Raw genomic sequence first — 16,652 nt, forward strand, 5'->3', positions numbered from 1 at the left:
GGGCCTGCATCTGCAGGCCCGTTTTCGTTCAGGCGCCGCGTCGGAAAAAATACCGGCTCAACAGCGCCAGCCCCCCAGCGCCCAACCCGGCAAACAGCATCGCCCAACCGGCGCCGTGGCGCAGTGCCGCCTTAGCATCGTTGGCTGCCAGCCCCATCGACTCCAACTTTCCTGCGGCAATGTTCTGGCTGATGGCCGGCCACTCCATTGACGTGGTGGCGGGCAGCATCTCGGCCAGCTGATGGCTGATCCCCAGCAACAGCACCAGCCCCATCAGGGCAATGTTGAGCGCCAGGGTGATCAGCCGCGCACTGAGGTCGATGCCGGAGGCCATGCCCGCGCGGTCGGCCGATACCGAGCCGGTGGTGGTATTGGTGGTGGGCGAGTTGGTCAGCGCCAGGCCTGCGCCGGCGATCACGCAGCTGAGCAGCACCAGCCCGATACGTGGGTGCTCGGCGCCGTTGACGGCGGCCATGGCGAGAAAGCCCGCGCCCATCAGGCCCAGGCCGAGGGGGATGATGCGTTCGGCGCCATAGCGCAGGGCCAGGCGCTCGGCCAGCGGCGGTACCAGCAAGGTCGGCAGGGTATAGGCGAGCAGCGCGGCGCCGGTGGTCAAGGTGTCGTAACCCAGGCCCGCCTGAAAGTACAACGGCAGGTAGATCATGAACGGCCAGAAGCTGAAGTTCATGCCGATCGAACCCATCAACGCACCGTTGAAACGCTGGATGCGGAACACCGAGAAGTCGAACATCGGGTGCGCACTGCGGAGCTCGACCGTGATGAACAGCAGCAGGCCGAGCCCCGACAACGCCGCCCAACCGAGCATGGCCGGTGTGCCGAAACCGTGCTCGCTGCCTTGGGTGATGAAGTACACCAGGGCAAACACCGACAGGGTCAAGGTGAGCATGCCGGCGATGTCCAGGCGATGGGCGGCCGGATCGCGGGATTCCTGCACGCTGATGCGCAGCAGCGCCAGGGTGAACAGGGTGAGCGGCACATGCACGAGGAACACCCAACGCCAATCCGCCACCGCCAGGATCAATGCGCCGATCATCGGACCGAAGCCCAGGCCCACGCCGGCAATCACGCCCCATATTGCAAACGCCCGCGCCCGCGCTGCCGGTTCGCGAAACAGGTGCGACAGGATGGCGAACTGGCAAATCATCATCGCCCCGGCGCCGATGCCCTGGACAAACCGCGCTGTGATCAGCAGCGAGGCATCCCCGGCCAGCCCGCAGGCCAGTGAAGCCAGGCCAAACACCCACAGGCACAACACCAGCATGCGGCGGCGACCAAAGCGATCCGCCAACGTGCCCGCCGCCATCAGCACGCTCGTGCAGGCCAGGGTGTAGGCGTTCATGATCCACTGGGCGTCCTGGAAGCCCGTGCCCAACTCTCGCTCGAGTGTCGGCAGGATCACCGGCACGCTGGAAATCTCCAGGCCGAACATCAGGGCGACGAGGCACACGGCCGTGAGGGCCAGCCCATTCCTGGCGGTACGCGGGGGGCTGGCGGTGGTTAGCGTGGCGGCGGGTGGCATGGGATTCTCCTGTGGATAAAGTGTCGCGTTATTTTCAGGGGAATCTGTTTCGTTATTCGTGATAACTTTTCCACTGATAGGGGAATCAAGGGCGACAATCGAGCCATGACGACACCGCGTTTTGATGGCGTTGAGCTGTTTCTGCACATCGTCGAAAGCGGCAACCTGACCGAGGCCGCCGAACGGCTGAACCTCACCCGCTCTGCGGTCGGCAAGGGCCTGGCACGATTGGAAGCACGCCTGGGCACATGCCTGTTGCAGCGTTCCACCCGCCGCCAGCGGCTGACCGAGGACGGCCAGGCCTACTACGAACATTGCCTGCGCGCGTTGGCGGAACTCGAGGCGGCCGAATCGGTGCTGGAAAGCGGCCGGCAACAGCCACGCGGTCGTTTGCGGGCGAGCTTGCCACTGGCCTTCGGGCATCACTACGCAGCCCCGGCATTGTGGGGGTTGATGGCGCGCTATCCGGAACTGGAGATCGAGATCAGCTTCGCCGATCGTCTGGTGGACCTGGCACAGGAAGGCTTCGACGTCGCCGTGCGGATCGGCCCGCTGCCCGACACCGACCGCCTCAGTGCACGTCGCCTGGGCGAACAGGCCGTTGGGCTGGCGGCGTCACCGGCGTACTTGCAGCGCGTCGGGCCGATTGAATGCATCGAAGACCTTGCCGGCCATCGCGGCATCGCCTATCGCAGCACGACCTCGCAGCGCAATCCCGTGGCCTCGCCGTTGATGATGGACGACCTCCAGGCCGTGGCCGATGCCGCCATCGCGGGCGTCGGCCTGGCCTGGTTGCCGAGTTGGTTGATTGCGCACTATGTGCTGCGTGGGCAACTGGTCGCGGTGTTGCCCGGCTATCGCGAGCAACCCGCGCCGATCCATGTGATCTGGCCGACAGCCGTGCATATGCCGGCCAAGACCCGTTGTGCAATCGACGCACTGGTCGCCGCCACCCCCAGTTGCCTGGCGGGCAGTTAGAACGCGATGGAGGTCTGCACGTACAGCGTACGCGGCTCACCCACGTATTTGCCCTTGTTGTTGTCGTCGAACGAGCGGGTGAAGTACTGCGTGTTGAAGATGTTCTTCACGCCGACCGCCACATTCAGATCCGACAGTTGCGGGCCGAAGTCATAGGCTGCGCGGCTGCTGAACAGCATGTAGCCGGGGATTCGACCGTTGGCGCCGTCAGCACTTTCTGCCTGGGTGTTGGCGTTGTCGGCGAACTGGCTGCTCTGATAGCTGCTGTCCACATTGAGTTTCCAGCGCCCTTCGGTGTAACCCACGCCGAGGGTGCCCTTGTGCTTGGACGAGAAGGGCACGCGGTTGCCTTTGTTCGGGCCGTCTTCGCGGATGGTGGCGTCGACGTAGGCGTAGGTAGCGTACACATCGAAACCGGCCAGCGCCGGGCTCAAGCCATCGAGGGCGTAGTTGACGCTGGTTTCAATACCCTGGTGGCGCGTTTCGCCGCGGGCGATCACCGAGTCGTTGGTCTGGTTGCTTTCATACTGGTTGTCGAAGTTGATCAGGAACGCGCCGATCTCTGCGCGCAAGGTGCCGTCGTCATAGCGGGTACCCAGTTCCCAGGTGCGGGCTTTTTCCGGTTTCACTTCACCGCTGGTCACACGGTTGGGCATCTGGCTGTACTGCACGCTGCCGAATGAACCTTCGGTGTTGGCGTACAGGTTCCAGTCGTCGGTCAGGTGATAGAGCACGTTCAACGCCGGCAGCGCGGTGTTGTAGTCGCCTTTGTATTTGACGTTGGTCAGGTTGTTGCTCTGCTGGGACTCGATCATCTCGTAGCGGATGCCCGGGGTGATGGTCCATTTGCCGATATCAATCCGGTCATCGACGAAGAACGCATTGGCTTCGGTGCCGCCACGGGTGTCGCGGTCGTTGCGGCTGTCGGTGCTGGGGATTTGCTGGTTGTTGGCGGAAATCGGCGTGCGGTAGCGCAACTCGTGGCCGGCTTCGTTGATGTAGCGGTAGCCGACGCCCACTTCATGGCTGGTCGGGCCGAGGTCAAAGCCCTGGGCGAAACGGGTTTCCACGCCGCGCACCCAATACTCACGCGGGGACAGCGACAGGAACGTGCCCTGGTCCAGGTAGCCGCTGCGCAGGGTCTTGGTGAAGAAGCTGTTGACGGTGAATTCGCGGCGGTCCTGCTCGTATCGATAGCCGACGTTGAACATCGTACGGCGGCCCCAGAATTTGTCGTAGGGGCGGGTGGACTGATACGGATCGGCCTTGTAGTCCGCGACGTTCAAGCCCCCAGGCATATCGGCCTGGCCTTCGTAGTACTGCGCCATGGCGTTGAAGCTGTTGGCGTCGTCGAGCTGGTATTTGCCTTTGAGGATCAGGTCGTCGATGCGCGTGTTGCTGTTTTCGCGCCAGTCGCCGCCACGGGTGCCGGAATACAAAATCGCGCCGCCCAGGCCATTCTCGGCAGTGCCGCCGGCCAGCAGGTTGCCGGTGGTCTTGAAGCCGTCATGGCTGGAAGACGGGCTGGTCTCGGTCTGCAAGCCACCTTTGACGGTGGGTGCATCCGGGATCGCGCGGGTCACGAAGTTGACCACGCCGCCGACGTTCTGCGGGCCGTAGCGCACTGCGCCGCCGCCACGCACCACGTCCACGGCGTCCATGTTGCCCATGCTGATCGGTGCGAACGACAGCTGCGGCTGGCCGTACGGCGCGAACGGCACCGGGATACCGTCCATCAGCACTGTTGAGCGCGAGGCCAGGCGCGGGTTGAGACCGCGAATGCCGAAGTTCAGCGCCATATCGTGGCTGCCGGTGCCGTTATTGTCCGGGGCGTTGACGCCGGGGATGCGGTTGAGCACGTCCTTGGCCTGGGTGGCGCCCTGGCGTTCGAACGCTTCGCGGCGGATCACGTCACGGGCGCCGGGGTGTTCGAAGACATTGGTTTGCGCCGCATCGCCGAGCCAGTCGCCGACCACGCTGGAGGTCGCCAACTCGACAGCCGCCGGCGCCGGCGCCGTTGCCGGTTGCAGGCTGTAGGCGTTGTCGCCTTCGGCACGGGCTTGCAGGCCAGTACCTTCCAGCAGCTTCTGCAGGCCTTCGGCGGCGCTGTAGCTGCCGGACAAACCACGGCTTTGCATGCCCGCCGTGACTTCGGAACCGAAGGAAATCAACACGCCGGCTTCACGGCCAAACTGGTTCAGGGCTGCTTCCAGCGAGCTGGGCGCGATGTGATACGGCTTGGCATCGGCCGCCATCACGCAAGGCAGTACGGTCAGGCTGAGGCTGGCGCCCAGCAGCAGTTGGCGCAAGGTGCGGGCGAGAAGGGTGGGGTGCTGGGGCATGAAGGGCGGTCCTGAGAAGGAAGGATCAAGGTGGCTTTCCTTCTCTGTCACGCGAGGTGCGGAAAACGGCTCACGGTGGCTGAAAATAATTTACGCACGGGCCTGGACGCTCACCCAATAGCGGGTAAAACGCCGCACCTTGACCGGCAGGCTGACCTCCAGCAGGTCGAGGATGCGTTCGCTGTCGTCCAGCGGGTAGCTGCCGGACAGCAGCAGGTTGGCGACCTGCGCATCGCAATGGAGCTGGCCACGGCGGTAGCGGCCCAGTTCGGCGAGAAAGTCCTCCAGGCGCATATGCGCGGCCACCAGCATGCCGTCGGCCCAGGCGCCGCTGTTGGCATCGGTAGCTCGCGGGGTGTCCCAGCCCTTGCGGGTGAAATTGACCTGGCGTGCCGCGTCGACCGTCAGGGGCAGGCCGCTGTAGGTATTGGGCATCACCTCGACGCGGCCGTCGAACACCGCCAGTTGGGTGTGGTCGTTGAACTGGCGTACATTCAGGCGCGCCGCCTGGCTGCTGAGCAGGCCCTGGCCGGTCAACACCTGCAGCGGCGTGCTGCCGGCATTGGCGGTGAGCAGGATCTCGCCTTCGAGCAGGCGGATCAGCCGTTGCCGACCGTCGAAGTGCACATCCACGGCGCTGCCGGTATTGAGTTGCAACTGGCTGCCGTCGGCCAGTTGCACCTTGCGCCGTTGGCCGACGGGGCTGCGGTAGTCGGCGCTCAGCGGCGGCAGGATATGCTGCTGGCGCAGGCTCCAGGCCGCGGCCGAACCGGCGCCGAGGATCAGCAACAACTTCAGCGCCTGGCGCCGGCTGCTGGACTTAGGTGCGTTCAAGGCCGCATGGGCCAGGGGCGAGGGCATGCCGCGCAGGCGCTGGTTGACGCGCTGGATATGGTCCCAGGCGCGCTGATGTTCGCTATGGGCATTCAGCCAGTGTTGCCAGGCCGCCTGCTGGCGTGGGTTGAGCGCGCCTTGCTGCATTTCCATCAGCCAGTGCACGGCCTGTTCGGCAACCTGGGTCGAGACATTCATAGGGCGAAATAGCAGCGCATGGCGGCTTTATTCAGGTGGCGTTTGACGGTGGCGATGGAGATGCCCAGTTCGGCACCGATCTGCGCATACGTCAGGCCGTCGAGTTGGGCCAGCAGGAACGCGCGCTTGACCAGCGTGGGTAAGCCGTCGAGCAACTGGTCCAGCTCCAGCAGGGTTTGCAGGATGATCGCGCGCTCTTCTTCGGATGGCGCTACCTGTTCAGGCATCTGCGCCAAGGCGTCGAGGTAGGCGCGTTCCAGGTCCTGGCGGCGGTAGAAGTTGAACAACACGCGCTTGGCGACCGTGGTGAGGAACGCGCGGGGCTCGACCAGCGTCGGCGCCTCCCGTGCGGTCAGGACCCGGATGAAGGTGTCCTGCGCCAGGTCTGCCGCACTTTCCGGGCAGCCGAGCTTGCGTCGCAACCAGCCGGTGAGCCAGTGGTGATGGTCGTTATAGAGCACTTCGACAGTGTTGGACGGCTGCAACGCGATCTCCCTTTTGTGCATGCCGGCAAAATCTCGGCATGCTTTAGAGAACAAGAATTGTTCGCATTGTAGGGGGCCGCCAACCGTTCGGCAATGTGCGAAGGCAGGTGTTTCATCCGTTCTGTTTTGCTTATGAGAATATTTATCATTAATATTGCGCGCTGATGAACCTGGCGCCTCCCGCATGAAAAGCAAAACCTCACTGCCTGCTTCCTATCGTCTCGCCGTTACGTCGCGCGTGCTGGCTGCTGTCGTCGGCGGTTACCTGATGGCGTCCCTGGCCAGCATCTGCCTGGCGCTGTGGATGCCAACGTCCCGCGCCGATGCGGTGATTACCGGGATGATGAGTTCGTTCGTGTTCTACCTGTTGGCAGTGCTGTGGTGTTTCGCCTGCCGTACGGCATGGCGCGCGTGGTGCGGCGTGATGCTGCCGAGTGCGGCGTTTGCCACCCTGGCGGGCGTGGGCTTGTGGATGGCACGCACATGAAAGAGGGCTTTCGCCAGGCCATGGCCTGGTTGCACACCTGGGCCGGGCTGATCTTTGGCTGGCTGCTGTTTGCGATTTTCCTGACGGGCACCCTGGCCTATTTCAAGGATGAGATCACTCACTGGATGCAACCCGAAGTGCAGGCCCATCCCCTGGATGATGCGCGCAGCCTGAGTGTCGCCCAGGACTACCTGCAGAAGGTCGCACCCACGGCCGCACGCTGGTTCATCACCTTGCCGGATAGCCGCGACCCTGGCCTGTCGGTGATGTGGCAAGACAAGGTCGACCCCGGCAAACGCGGCAATTTCATTCAGAAAACCCTCGACCCCGTGAGCGGTCAAGCCGTAGAGGCCCGGGAAAGCATGGGCGGGGATTTCTTCTACCGCTTCCACTTCCAGCTGCAAATGCCTTACCCATGGGGCCGCTGGCTGTCGACCATTGCAGCGATGGTGATGTTCGTGGCGTTGATCACGGGCATCATCACCCACAAGAAAATCTTCAAGGACTTCTTCACCTTCCGCCCCCGCAAAGGCCAGCGTTCCTGGCTCGACGGGCATAACGCGGTGGGTGTGCTGGTGCTGCCGTTCCACCTGATGATCACCTACAGCAGCCTGGTGATTTTCATGAGCATGGTGATGCCGGCGCCGATCGTGGCCTCCTATGGCAACGACACCCGGGCCTTCTTCAATGACGTGTTCCCCGCCACCAACAACGCGCCGGCGCTGGGCCAGCCCGGCCAATTGCTGTCATTGCTGCCGATGTACGAGCAGGCGAGGGCGCAGTGGGCGGGTGGGCATGTCGGGCGGTTGGCGGTGAACAACCCGAGTGATGTAAACGCTTCGGTGAACCTGTTCCGTGCCAGCTCCGACCGCGTGGTGCATGACTTCGGCAGTACCGTGTCGTTCAACGGCAACACCGGCGAGTTGTTGCGGGTCAGCGCTGAACAATCGCTGCCGGCGGCGATCGGCGGCAGCTTCTATGGCCTGCACATGGGCCATTTCGCCGGTCCGGTGCTGCGCTGGTTGTACTTTATCTGCGGCCTGGCGGGCACGGCGATGATCGGCACGGGGCTGGTGATCTGGCTCGGCAAGCGGCAACTCAAACATGCAAAAAGCGGCGTGATGCCGTTTGAACTGCGGCTGGTGGAAGTGCTGAACATCGCCAGCATGTCCGGGCTGTTGATCGCCATTGCAGCCTTCTTCTGGGCCAACCGTTTATTGCCGGTGGGCTTTGCCGAGCGCTCCGATTGGGAAGTGCAGGCCTTCTTTATCGCCTGGGGCCTGAGCCTGTTGCACGGGATCCTGCGCCGGGGCCGCCAGGGTTGGGTTGAGCAATTGAGCTTCGCAGCACTGTTGTTTGCTGCAATCCCGTTGCTCAATGCCCTGACCACATCGCAGCACTTGGGCGCTTCACTGGCGACGGGCGACTGGGCCATGGCCGGCTTCGACCTGACCTGCCTGGCCAGCGGCGTGTTCCTCGCCTGGGCAGCCTGGAAGATGCAGCACCGCAAGGCCCCGCAGCCCAAGACCGAACGGGCGCGGCCGCTGCAGCTCAAGCAGGAGGCGAACTGAATGCTCCTCGCGCTGCTGATGTGTTACGCCGGGTTTACCGCCTTGTGCCTGTCCACCGACCGTCACCACGGCGAACTGCTGCACAGCAAGCCATCGCCTCGGCGGCGTATTGCTTTGCGCGTCATCGGTTGGCTGCTGCTGACCGTGTCGATCTGGCCCGCCGTGGCTGTCGCCGGTTGGGGCCTGGGCCTGGTGGAGTGGTGCGCGGTGTTGATGCTCAGCGCCCTGTTGCTGGTGCTGTTGTTGCCGTATCGGCCAAGGCTGGCCTTGCTCCTGGCAGGCGTCGGCCTGCTGGCCAGCCCTGTTGCCGCCTTCGCAACGTTCTGAGCCGCGGCCATGATGATCAGCACCCCACCCGATTCCCAGGACAGCCCGCAGGCTGACGCGGCGGGTGGGCGTGCGCATTTCCTGCAGGTGTTCCTGTCCCAGCGTTCGCAGATGGAAGCGTTGGTGAGCCGACGTGTCGGGTGCCGCGCCACGGCGGCCGACCTGGTGCAGGACCTGTTCCTGCGGTTTTGGCGTCGGCCATTGGTGCAGGTCGAAGAACTCAGCACCTACCTGTTGCGCTGCGCCGGCAATATCGCCATCGACCACCTGCGCAGCGAAGGCGCGCGGGTGCGCAGCAGTGAAGGCTGGCTGCCGGAGCAGCAGGATAACCAGGGCTCAGAGCCCCAGGCGGCGCTCGAGGCGGGCAACGACCTGCGGCATGTCGAAGCCGCCCTGCGCAGCCTGCCGGAGCGCACCCGGCAGATCTTCCTGCTCAACCGCATTCACGGGCGCAAGTACGCGCAAATCGCCAAGGCCATGGGCCTGTCCCAAAGCGCCGTGGAAAAACATATGATGCGTGCCCTCGAAGCCTGCAAAGCCAGCCTTCGCGAACCATCGCCATCGCGCACGCCAGGGAAAGCACCGTGAATCCGACCCCCACGCCAGACCAGGAACAAGCCGCACTGGCCTGGCTGAGCCTGTTGCACGACCAGCCCAGCAGTGGCGACCAGGCCACGTTCAGCCGCTGGCTACGGGCCGATCCTGCGCACGTCGAAGCCTATGCCCAGGCCCAGGTGCTTTGGGAGTTGAGCGAAGTGCCGGCACGCCAACTGGCGGATGAGGATGCGCTGGCATTGCAGGGCTACCTTAATGCGATGAACACCCCTAGGCGCTCGCGGGTGGTGCGCTGGTCCGGCGTATTAGCCATGGCGGCGTGCCTGGTGTTGATGGTGTCCATGGGCGCCGGTTGGCAGCCTTCGCGGTGGATCGATGATTTCGGCGCCGATTACGTGAGCGCACCGGGAGAAGTGAAGACCGTCACCCTGGCTGATCAATCCCAGGTCACGCTGGATGCGGACAGCGCCATTGCCGTGGACTTCAGCCACGGTGAGCGGCATATCCAATTACGTCGCGGTGCAGGTTTTTTCAGCGTCACCCACACCGGCGAGTCCTTTGTGGTCGAGGCGGGCGGCGGCGAAGCGCGGGTGCTGGGGACGCAGTTCGAAGTGCGCCTGCAACCGGCAGGGGCCGAGGTGACGGTGTTGTCGGGGCGGGTCGGCGTGACCGCGTCGAAACAGGGCCCACAGCAAATTCTGACGGCGGGCCAGCAAGTGGCCTACGCCGATGGCAGCGCCGATCCCTTGCACGCGGTCGACAGCGAATCCCGCCTGGCCTGGCGGGATGGCTGGCTCAACTACTACAAGGCACCGCTGGCCGATGTGGTCAAGGACCTGGGGCGTTACTACCCTGGCCGCATCCTGCTGCTCAGCGAAGAGATGGGTGCCAGGCGCGTCAGCGGCAGCTTCCCGAGCAAGGACCCGCAGGCGGTACTCAACGCCTTGCAAGCGGTATTGGGGTTCGAGCAGTACAGCCTGTTGGGGCGGGTGATCGTGGTCCGCTGATTACTTCAGCGCGGCCATGATCGCGTCAGGGTTGTAGTCGCGAATCAGCGTCCCGTTGACGTCCACAAACGGAATCCCGCCACCGCCCAGCGCTTCATACGCCTTGCGCGCCTGGGCGTCCTTCTCGATATCGACGGCCTGGTACGGAATGCCCTTCTGGTCGAGGAAGCGGCGGATCTGCTTGCAGTAGCCGCACCACTCGGTGGCATACAGCACCACCCGCGCCGAGGCTCGCGTCTGCTCCGGCACCACCTGGGAAGGGTTGAGCAGCCGCTCGACCTTGCCCCAGTTCTGGATAACCACCACCACCAGCAACACCAGCAGGACTTTCTTGAGGACCCCGCCGAGCATCAGTTACGGCGCTTGAGCTGGTCGGTCAATTGGGTCGGCAGGCCCTTGATGATCAGGGTGCCGGCGGCTTCGTCGTACTCGATCTTGTCGCCCAGCAAGTGTGCTTCAAAACTGATGGACAAGCCCTCGGCGCGCCCGGTGAAGCGGCGGAACTGGTTGAGGGTGCGTTTATCCGCCGGGATTTCCGGCGACAGGCCGTAGTCCTTGTTGCGGATATGGTCGTAGAACGCCTTGGGCCGATCTTCATCGATCAAGCCCGACAGCTCTTCAAGGCCCATGGGCTCGCCGAGCTTGGCCTGGCTGCTGGCGTAATCGACCAGGGTCTTGGTTTTTTCGCGGGCGGATTCGTCCGGCAGGTCTTCGCTTTCGACGAAGTCGCTGAAGGCCTTGAGCAGGGTGCGCGTCTCGCCCGGGCCGTCGACGCCTTCCTGGCAGCCGATGAAGTCGCGGAAGTATTCCGAGACCTTCTTGCCGTTCTTGCCTTTGATAAACGAGATGTACTGCTTGGACTGCTTGTTGTTCTGCCACTCGGACACGTTGATACGCGCTGCCAGGTGCAGTTGGCCCAGGTCCAGGTGGCGCGACGGGGTCACGTCCAGCTCGTCGGTCACCGCCACGCCTTCGCTGTGGTGCAGCAGGGCGATGGCCAGGTAGTCGGTCATGCCTTGCTGGTAGTGGGCAAACAGCACGTGGCCGCCGGTGGAGAGGTTGGACTCTTCCATCAGTTTTTGCAGATGTTCGACGGCGGTGCGGCTGAACGTGGTGAAATCCTGGCCACCCTCGAAATATTCCTTCAACCAGCCGCTGAACGGGTGCGCGCCGGATTCGGCATGGAAGAAACCCCAGGCCTTGCCTTGTTTGGCGTTGTAGCTCTCGTTGAGGTCGGCAAGCATGTTCTCGATGGCGGCCGACTCGGCGAGCTCGGAGTCGCGGGCGTGGAGAACTGCGGGTGTGCCGTCGGGTTTTTTGTCGATCAGGTGGACGATGCAATGACGGATCGGCATGGGCTTCTCGGCTGGTTGAAGGGGAGCGGTCGGCCTCCCCGAAAAGTCGCCCAGTGTACCGCACCCATTGGTCAAGACACGCGTCGAAGGGCATTTTGGATGCTCTCGGACGAGGCATATGCCTTTTTTTCACGGTTTAGAGCGATAAAGCTGACCAAATGGGTAGGTAGAAGCGGATATTTCCCCGTCTCTGTGCTAGTTTTGCCCCGTCTTACGCCAAGTCTCGGCGATAAGCGTGCATTCAGCATCTGTCAGGTCGAACCAATCCCCGTTTCAAGCATCTATAACCCCGATCTCCGTGGTTATAGCCGGGGGTGCCAGGCCATGACGGTCGGGCTCGACGGCTGACACTGCACTCTGCAATCCATATGAATTTGATAGGGAAGGAACACCACAATGGCTATTACTAAAGACCAACTGATCGCTGACCTGGCTGAAGCAGTAGACGCACCGAAAACCACCGTGCGCGCTCTGCTGGACCAACTGAGCCAAGTTGTTGCTGACCAGCTGGAAAACGGCGGCGAAATCACTCTGCCAGGCGTTGGCAAACTGAAAGTGACCGAGCGTCCTGCCCGTACTGGCCGTAACCCTTCGACTGGCGCTGCCATCGAAATCGCTGCCAAGAAAGTTATCAAGCTGGTTGTGGCCAAAGGCCTGACCGACGCTGTTAACAAGTAAGACGCAGCAAAAAAAAACCGTGCTCTGGAGCGATCCGGGCACGGTTTTTTGTTGCCTGGGATTTGTCTCTATCGCACCCAGCGCTGGCGCCAGATCTGCTGTTCGTTCTTGGTCTGGAAGGTCCAGGCCACGAAACGGCTCTGCTTCTGGCCCTGGGACATTTCCACCACCTGGCTTTCCAGCACGCCGGCTTTTTTCAGGGCGGTCTCGATCGCGGGCAAGTTTGACGCTTTTGACACCAGGGTGCTGAACCACAACACCTTGTGGGCAAAGTGCGCACTCTCGGCGATCAACTGCGTCACGAAGCGCGCTTCACCGCCTTCACACCACAACTCGGCCGATTGGCCGCCGAAGTTGAGCACCGGCAATTTGCGCTTGGGATCGGCCCGGCCCAGGGCGCGCCACTTGCGCTCGCTGCCCTTGGTGGCTTCGTCCATGGACGCATGGAACGGTGGGTTGCACATGGTCAGGTCAAAACGCTCACCCGGCTCCAGCAGGCCCAGCAGGATGTGCTTGGGGTTTTCCTGCTGGCGCAACTGGATGACCTTGCTCAGGTCGTTGGACTGCACGATGGCCTTGGCGGCGGCCACGGCGATGGGGTCGACTTCCGAGCCGAGGAAGTTCCAGCGGTACTCCATATAGCCAATCAGTGGGTAGACGCAGTTGGCGCCCATGCCGATGTCCAGCACCTTGACGATTGAACCGCGCGGGATCTTGCCCTCGTTGACACTGGCCAGCAGGTCGGCGAGGAAGTGCACGTAGTCGGCACGTCCCGGTACCGGCGGGCACAGGTAATCGGCCGGGATGTCCCAATGCTGGATGCCATAGAAGGCCTTGAGCAACGCCCGGTTGAACACCCGCACCGCGTCCGGGCTGGCGAAGTCGATGCTCTCTTTGCCATAGGGGTTGATGATCACGAATTGCGCCAGTTCCGGCGTGGTCTTGATCAACGCCTGGAAGTCGTAACGACCTGTGTGGCGGTTGCGTGGGTGCAGGGTAGCCTCTTTGCGCGGCGCGACGGGTTTGGCCGTGGCTGCGGTCTTAGGCTTCTTGCGTGGAGGTTTGGGCGTAGTGGGGGCGGTCATGATGATTCTGGTGTTGGCTCAAAGTGGCGGCCATTGTCACACATTCCCGAGGATAACTCGGTCAAATGTGGGAGGAGGCTTGCTCCCGATAGCGGTGGATCAGTCAAGACTAGCCTGGCTGACAGATCGCCATCGGGGGCAAGCCCCCTCCCACATTGACTGTATTGCCAGCAAGGGATTGGGAAACACCAGGCAAAAAAAGAGACCCGAAGGTCTCTTTTTTCACACGGATTGCCCCTTACAGGCTGGAAATCCGCGCATGTTGCTCCGCCAGCTTGCCCAAAGCCTGTTCGGCCTCGGCCAGCTTGGCGCGTTCCTTATCGATCACTTCAGCCGGTGCCTTGTCGACGAATGCCGCGTTGGACAGCTTGCCGCCCACCCGCGCCACTTCGCCTTGCAGGCGCAGGATTTCCTTGTCGAGACGGGCCAGTTCCGCGCCCTTGTCGATCAGGCCGGCCATCGGCACCAGCACTTCCATCTCGCCGACCAGCGCGGTCGCTGACAGTGGCGCTTCGGCGCCATCCGCCAATACGGTGATCGATTCCAGCTTCGCCAGCTTCTTGAGCAGCGCATCGTTCTCGGTGAGACGACGCTGGTCTTCGGCGCTGGCGTTCTTCACGAATACCGCCAGGGGCTTGCCCGGGCCGATGTTCATTTCGGCGCGGATGTTGCGCGTGCCGAGCATCAGGGTCTTGAGCCATTCGATGTCGCTTTCGGCCGCCTCATCGATACGTGCTTCGTTGGCCACCGGCCAAGGTTGCAGCATGATGGTCTTGCCGTCTTTGCCGGCCAGCGGCGCCAGGCGCTGCCAGATTTCTTCGGTGATGAACGGCATGAACGGATGCGCCAGGCGCAAGGCGACTTCGAGCACGCGTACCAGGGTGTGACGGGTGCCGCGCTGACGTTCGATCGGCGCGTTTTCGTCCCACAATACGGGCTTGGACAGTTCCAGGTACCAGTCGCAATACTGGTTCCAGATGAACTCGTACAAGGCCTGTGCGGCCAGGTCGAAACGGAACTGGTCGAGTTGACGGGTCACTTCGGCTTCGGTGCGCTGCAATTGCGAGATGATCCAGCGATCCGCCAGGGACAGCTCGATGGCCTCGCCGTTCTGGCCGCAGTCTTCGCCCTTGTCCAGCACGTAGCGCGCGGCGTTCCAGATCTTGTTGCAGAAGTTGCGATAGCCTTCGACGCGGCCCATGTCGAACTTGATGTCGCGACCGGTGGACGCCAGCGAGCAGAAGGTGAAGCGCAGCGCATCGGTGCCGTAGCTGGCAATGCCGTCGGCGAATTCGTCGCGGGTCTGCTTCTCGATCTTCTTCGCCAGTTTCGGCTGCATCAGGCCCGAGGTGCGTTTCTGTACCAGGGTTTCCAGGTCGATGCCGTCGATGATGTCCAGCGGGTCGAGGACGTTGCCCTTGGACTTGGACATCTTCTGGCCCTGGCCATCCCGCACCAGGCCGTGCACGTACACGGTCTTGAACGGTACCTGCGGGGTGCCGTCCTCGTTCTTCACCAAGTGCATGGTGAGCATGATCATCCGGGCAACCCAGAAGAAAATGATGTCGAAGCCGGTGACCAGCACGTCGGTGGAGTGGAATTTCTTCAGGAATTCGGTCTGCTGCGGCCAGCCCAGGGTGGAGAAGGTCCACAGGCCCGAGCTGAACCATGTGTCCAGTACGTCGTTGTCCTGTTGCAGTGCCACATCCGGACCGAGGTTGTGCTTGGCGCGTACTTCGGCTTCGTCGCGGCCCACGTAGACCTTGCCCGACTCGTCGTACCAGGCCGGAATGCGATGGCCCCACCACAGCTGGCGGCTGATGCACCAATCCTGGATATCGCGCATCCACGAGAAGTACATGTTTTCGTACTGCTTGGGCACGAACTGGATACGCCCGTCTTCCACGGCAGCAATCGCCGGCTCGGCCAGGGGCTTGGTGGACACGTACCATTGGTCGGTCAGCCACGGCTCGATCACGGTGCCGGAGCGGTCGCCCTTCGGCACTTTCAGGCCGTGGTCGTCGACGCTGACCAGCAGGCCGGCAGCGTCGAAGGCAGCAACGATCTGCTTGCGCGCTTCGAAACGGTCAAGGCCGGCGTATTCGGCCGGGATCTTGCCGTCGATGCTCTCGTTCAGCGTACCGTCCAGGTTGAACACCTGGCAGGCCGGCAGCACGGCGGCATTCTTGTCGAAGATATTCAACAGCGGCAGGTTGTGGCGCTTGCCGACTTCGTAGTCGTTGAAATCGTGGGCCGGGGTGATTTTCACACAGCCGGTGCCGAATTCAGGGTCGCAGTAATCGTCGGCGATGATCGGGATGCGGCGGCCTACCAGCGGCAACTCGACGAACTTGCCGATCAGTGCCTGGTAGCGCTCGTCGTTCGGGTTGACCGCGACCGCGGCGTCGCCAAGCATGGTTTCCGGACGGGTGGTGGCGACGATCAGGTAATCGTTGCCCTCAGCGGTCCTGGCGCCGTCGGCCAGCGGGTACTTGAGGTTCCACAGGAAACCTTTCTCGTCGTGGTTTTCCACTTCAAGGTCGGAAATTGCCGTGTGCAACTTGGTGTCCCAGTTGACCAGGCGCTTGCCGCGGTAGATCAGACCGTCTTCATGCAGGCGCACGAAGGCTTCTTTCACCGATTCCGACAGGCCGTCATCCATGGTGAAGCGCTCGCGACTCCAATCGACGGACGAACCGAGGCGACGGATCTGACGGCTGATGTTGCCGCCGGACTGGTCTTTCCATTCCCAGATTTTTTCCAGGAATTTCTCGCGGCCCAGGTCGTGACGGTTCTGGCCGGTGGCTTCGAGTTGGCGCTCCACCAGCATCTGGGTGGCGATACCGGCGTGGTCGGTACCCGGTTGCCACAGGGTGTTGCGGCCCTGCATGCGGCGGAAACGGATCAACGCATCCATGATCGCATTGTTGAAGCCATGGCCCATGTGCAGGCTGCCAGTGACGTTCGGTGGCGGAATCATGATGGTGTAGGACTCGCCCGCGCCTTGCGGAGCGAAATAGTTCTCGGACTCCCAGGTGTTGTACCAGGAAGTTTCAATAGCGTGCGGCTGGTAGGTCTTATCCATGCGCGGCGGGACCCTAGTTGGCATATATTCAGGAAAGCCGGCAAGTATAACGGGGGATAGGGCGCAGGGCGAGGCGAAGGCGGGCTTAAGGTGCAGGCAATCAAATGTGGGAGGAGTTTGCCACC

The 16,652-nt window shown here is 62.8% G+C and carries 15 protein-coding genes; 7 read left to right on the plus strand and 8 right to left on the minus strand.

From position 1 onward, the window contains the following. Window positions 1-28: 28 nt before the first annotated feature. Window positions 29-1,540: an MFS transporter gene (locus tag B9N88_RS11820; protein ID WP_027604682.1), complete on the minus strand. Its 1,512-nt coding sequence runs from the start codon at window positions 1,538-1,540 to the stop codon at window positions 29-31. A 105-nt stretch (window positions 1,541-1,645) separates the two neighbouring features. On the opposite strand from B9N88_RS11820, the gene B9N88_RS11825 reads away from it, so the two are divergent. Further along, complete coding sequence (locus B9N88_RS11825) at window positions 1,646-2,518, plus strand: LysR family transcriptional regulator (RefSeq protein WP_027604681.1); 873 nt, start codon at window positions 1,646-1,648, stop codon at window positions 2,516-2,518. Here B9N88_RS11825 and fecA read toward each other — a convergent pair. From fecA to B9N88_RS11840, 3 genes are all read right to left on the minus strand, one after another. Then, window positions 2,515-4,860 carry a TonB-dependent Fe(3+) dicitrate receptor FecA gene (gene fecA / locus B9N88_RS11830; RefSeq protein WP_027604680.1) on the minus strand — a complete coding sequence of 782 codons (2,346 nt, stop codon included), beginning with the start codon at window positions 4,858-4,860 and terminating at the stop codon, window positions 2,515-2,517. The genes B9N88_RS11825 and fecA overlap by 4 nt on opposite strands. Before the next feature lie 90 nt (window positions 4,861-4,950). Further along, complete coding sequence (locus B9N88_RS11835) at window positions 4,951-5,892, minus strand: FecR domain-containing protein (RefSeq protein ID WP_027604679.1); 942 nt, start codon at window positions 5,890-5,892, stop codon at window positions 4,951-4,953. After that, window positions 5,889-6,377, minus strand: a complete 489-nt coding sequence (locus tag B9N88_RS11840; protein ID WP_027604678.1) for a sigma-70 family RNA polymerase sigma factor — start codon at window positions 6,375-6,377, stop codon at window positions 5,889-5,891. Before B9N88_RS11840 ends, B9N88_RS11835 begins: the two co-directional genes overlap by 4 nt. A 184-nt stretch (window positions 6,378-6,561) precedes the next feature. Between B9N88_RS11840 and B9N88_RS11845 the strand changes: the two genes are divergently transcribed. From B9N88_RS11845 to B9N88_RS11865, 5 genes are read left to right on the plus strand one after another with little or no spacing between them, the layout of a single operon-like run. Then, on the plus strand, window positions 6,562-6,864 hold the full coding sequence (locus tag B9N88_RS11845; protein ID WP_027604677.1) for a DUF3649 domain-containing protein: 303 nt from the start codon (window positions 6,562-6,564) through the stop codon (window positions 6,862-6,864). Next, a complete protein-coding gene (locus tag B9N88_RS11850) occupies window positions 6,861-8,435 on the plus strand; it encodes a PepSY-associated TM helix domain-containing protein (RefSeq protein WP_027604676.1) in 1,575 nt (524 codons plus the stop codon). The genes B9N88_RS11845 and B9N88_RS11850 overlap by 4 nt, the downstream gene beginning before the upstream one ends. Then, on the plus strand, window positions 8,436-8,762 hold the full coding sequence (locus B9N88_RS11855) for a DUF3325 domain-containing protein (RefSeq protein ID WP_027604675.1): 327 nt from the start codon (window positions 8,436-8,438) through the stop codon (window positions 8,760-8,762). A 9-nt stretch (window positions 8,763-8,771) separates the two neighbouring features. Continuing rightward, the gene (locus B9N88_RS11860; protein ID WP_027604674.1) at window positions 8,772-9,350 is read left to right on the plus strand and encodes an RNA polymerase sigma factor; all 579 of its coding nucleotides are present in this window, start codon (window positions 8,772-8,774) and stop codon (window positions 9,348-9,350) included. Further along, window positions 9,347-10,324, plus strand: a complete 978-nt coding sequence (locus B9N88_RS11865) for a FecR family protein (RefSeq protein ID WP_027604673.1) — start codon at window positions 9,347-9,349, stop codon at window positions 10,322-10,324. Before B9N88_RS11860 ends, B9N88_RS11865 begins: the two co-directional genes overlap by 4 nt. On the opposite strand, the gene B9N88_RS11870 is transcribed toward B9N88_RS11865, so the two are convergent. Next, window positions 10,325-10,675 (minus strand): glutaredoxin family protein, encoded by a 351-nt coding sequence (locus B9N88_RS11870; protein WP_027604672.1) that lies wholly within the window; start codon window positions 10,673-10,675, stop codon window positions 10,325-10,327. Continuing rightward, entirely contained in the window at window positions 10,675-11,679 is a 1,005-nt protein-coding gene (yejK, locus tag B9N88_RS11875; protein ID WP_012722392.1) for a nucleoid-associated protein YejK, read from the minus strand. Before yejK ends, B9N88_RS11870 begins: the two co-directional genes overlap by 1 nt. 396 nt (window positions 11,680-12,075) lie before the next feature. Between yejK and B9N88_RS11880 the strand changes: the two genes are divergently transcribed. Then, the gene (locus tag B9N88_RS11880) at window positions 12,076-12,357 is read left to right on the plus strand and encodes an HU family DNA-binding protein (RefSeq protein WP_003188840.1); all 282 of its coding nucleotides are present in this window, start codon (window positions 12,076-12,078) and stop codon (window positions 12,355-12,357) included. A 68-nt stretch (window positions 12,358-12,425) separates the two neighbouring features. Here the strand turns inward: B9N88_RS11880 and rlmF are convergent, their stop codons facing one another. Both rlmF and B9N88_RS11890 read right to left on the minus strand, forming a co-directional pair. Continuing rightward, window positions 12,426-13,442 carry a 23S rRNA (adenine(1618)-N(6))-methyltransferase RlmF gene (gene rlmF, locus B9N88_RS11885; RefSeq protein WP_027604671.1) on the minus strand — a complete coding sequence of 339 codons (1,017 nt, stop codon included), beginning with the start codon at window positions 13,440-13,442 and terminating at the stop codon, window positions 12,426-12,428. Window positions 13,443-13,680: 238 nt separating this feature from the next. Then, the gene (locus B9N88_RS11890; RefSeq protein WP_027604670.1) at window positions 13,681-16,527 is read right to left on the minus strand and encodes a valine--tRNA ligase; all 2,847 of its coding nucleotides are present in this window, start codon (window positions 16,525-16,527) and stop codon (window positions 13,681-13,683) included. Between the last annotated feature and the right edge of the window lie 125 nt (window positions 16,528-16,652).

This window comes from Pseudomonas sp. LAMO17WK12:I1, from assembly GCF_900177315.1.
GTDB lineage: Bacteria > Pseudomonadota > Gammaproteobacteria > Pseudomonadales > Pseudomonadaceae > Aquipseudomonas > Aquipseudomonas marginalis.

What these genes read in the sequence shown, in the direction of transcription:
- B9N88_RS11820 (WP_027604682.1), bottom strand. Translation starts at nt 1,540, where the DNA reads ATGCCACCCGCCGCCACGCTAACCACCGCCAGCCCCCCGCGTACCGCC.
- B9N88_RS11825 (WP_027604681.1), top strand. Translation starts at nt 1,646, where the DNA reads ATGACGACACCGCGTTTTGATGGCGTTGAGCTGTTTCTGCACATCGTC.
- fecA (WP_027604680.1), bottom strand. Translation starts at nt 4,860, where the DNA reads ATGCCCCAGCACCCCACCCTTCTCGCCCGCACCTTGCGCCAACTGCTG.
- B9N88_RS11835 (WP_027604679.1), bottom strand. Translation starts at nt 5,892, where the DNA reads ATGAATGTCTCGACCCAGGTTGCCGAACAGGCCGTGCACTGGCTGATG.
- B9N88_RS11845 (WP_027604677.1), top strand. Translation starts at nt 6,562, where the DNA reads ATGAAAAGCAAAACCTCACTGCCTGCTTCCTATCGTCTCGCCGTTACG.
- B9N88_RS11850 (WP_027604676.1), top strand. Translation starts at nt 6,861, where the DNA reads ATGAAAGAGGGCTTTCGCCAGGCCATGGCCTGGTTGCACACCTGGGCC.
- B9N88_RS11855 (WP_027604675.1), top strand. Translation starts at nt 8,436, where the DNA reads ATGCTCCTCGCGCTGCTGATGTGTTACGCCGGGTTTACCGCCTTGTGC.
- B9N88_RS11860 (WP_027604674.1), top strand. Translation starts at nt 8,772, where the DNA reads ATGATGATCAGCACCCCACCCGATTCCCAGGACAGCCCGCAGGCTGAC.
- B9N88_RS11870 (WP_027604672.1), bottom strand. Translation starts at nt 10,675, where the DNA reads ATGCTCGGCGGGGTCCTCAAGAAAGTCCTGCTGGTGTTGCTGGTGGTG.
- yejK (WP_012722392.1), bottom strand. Translation starts at nt 11,679, where the DNA reads ATGCCGATCCGTCATTGCATCGTCCACCTGATCGACAAAAAACCCGAC.
- B9N88_RS11880 (WP_003188840.1), top strand. Translation starts at nt 12,076, where the DNA reads ATGGCTATTACTAAAGACCAACTGATCGCTGACCTGGCTGAAGCAGTA.
- rlmF (WP_027604671.1), bottom strand. Translation starts at nt 13,442, where the DNA reads ATGACCGCCCCCACTACGCCCAAACCTCCACGCAAGAAGCCTAAGACC.
- B9N88_RS11890 (WP_027604670.1), bottom strand. Translation starts at nt 16,527, where the DNA reads ATGGATAAGACCTACCAGCCGCACGCTATTGAAACTTCCTGGTACAAC.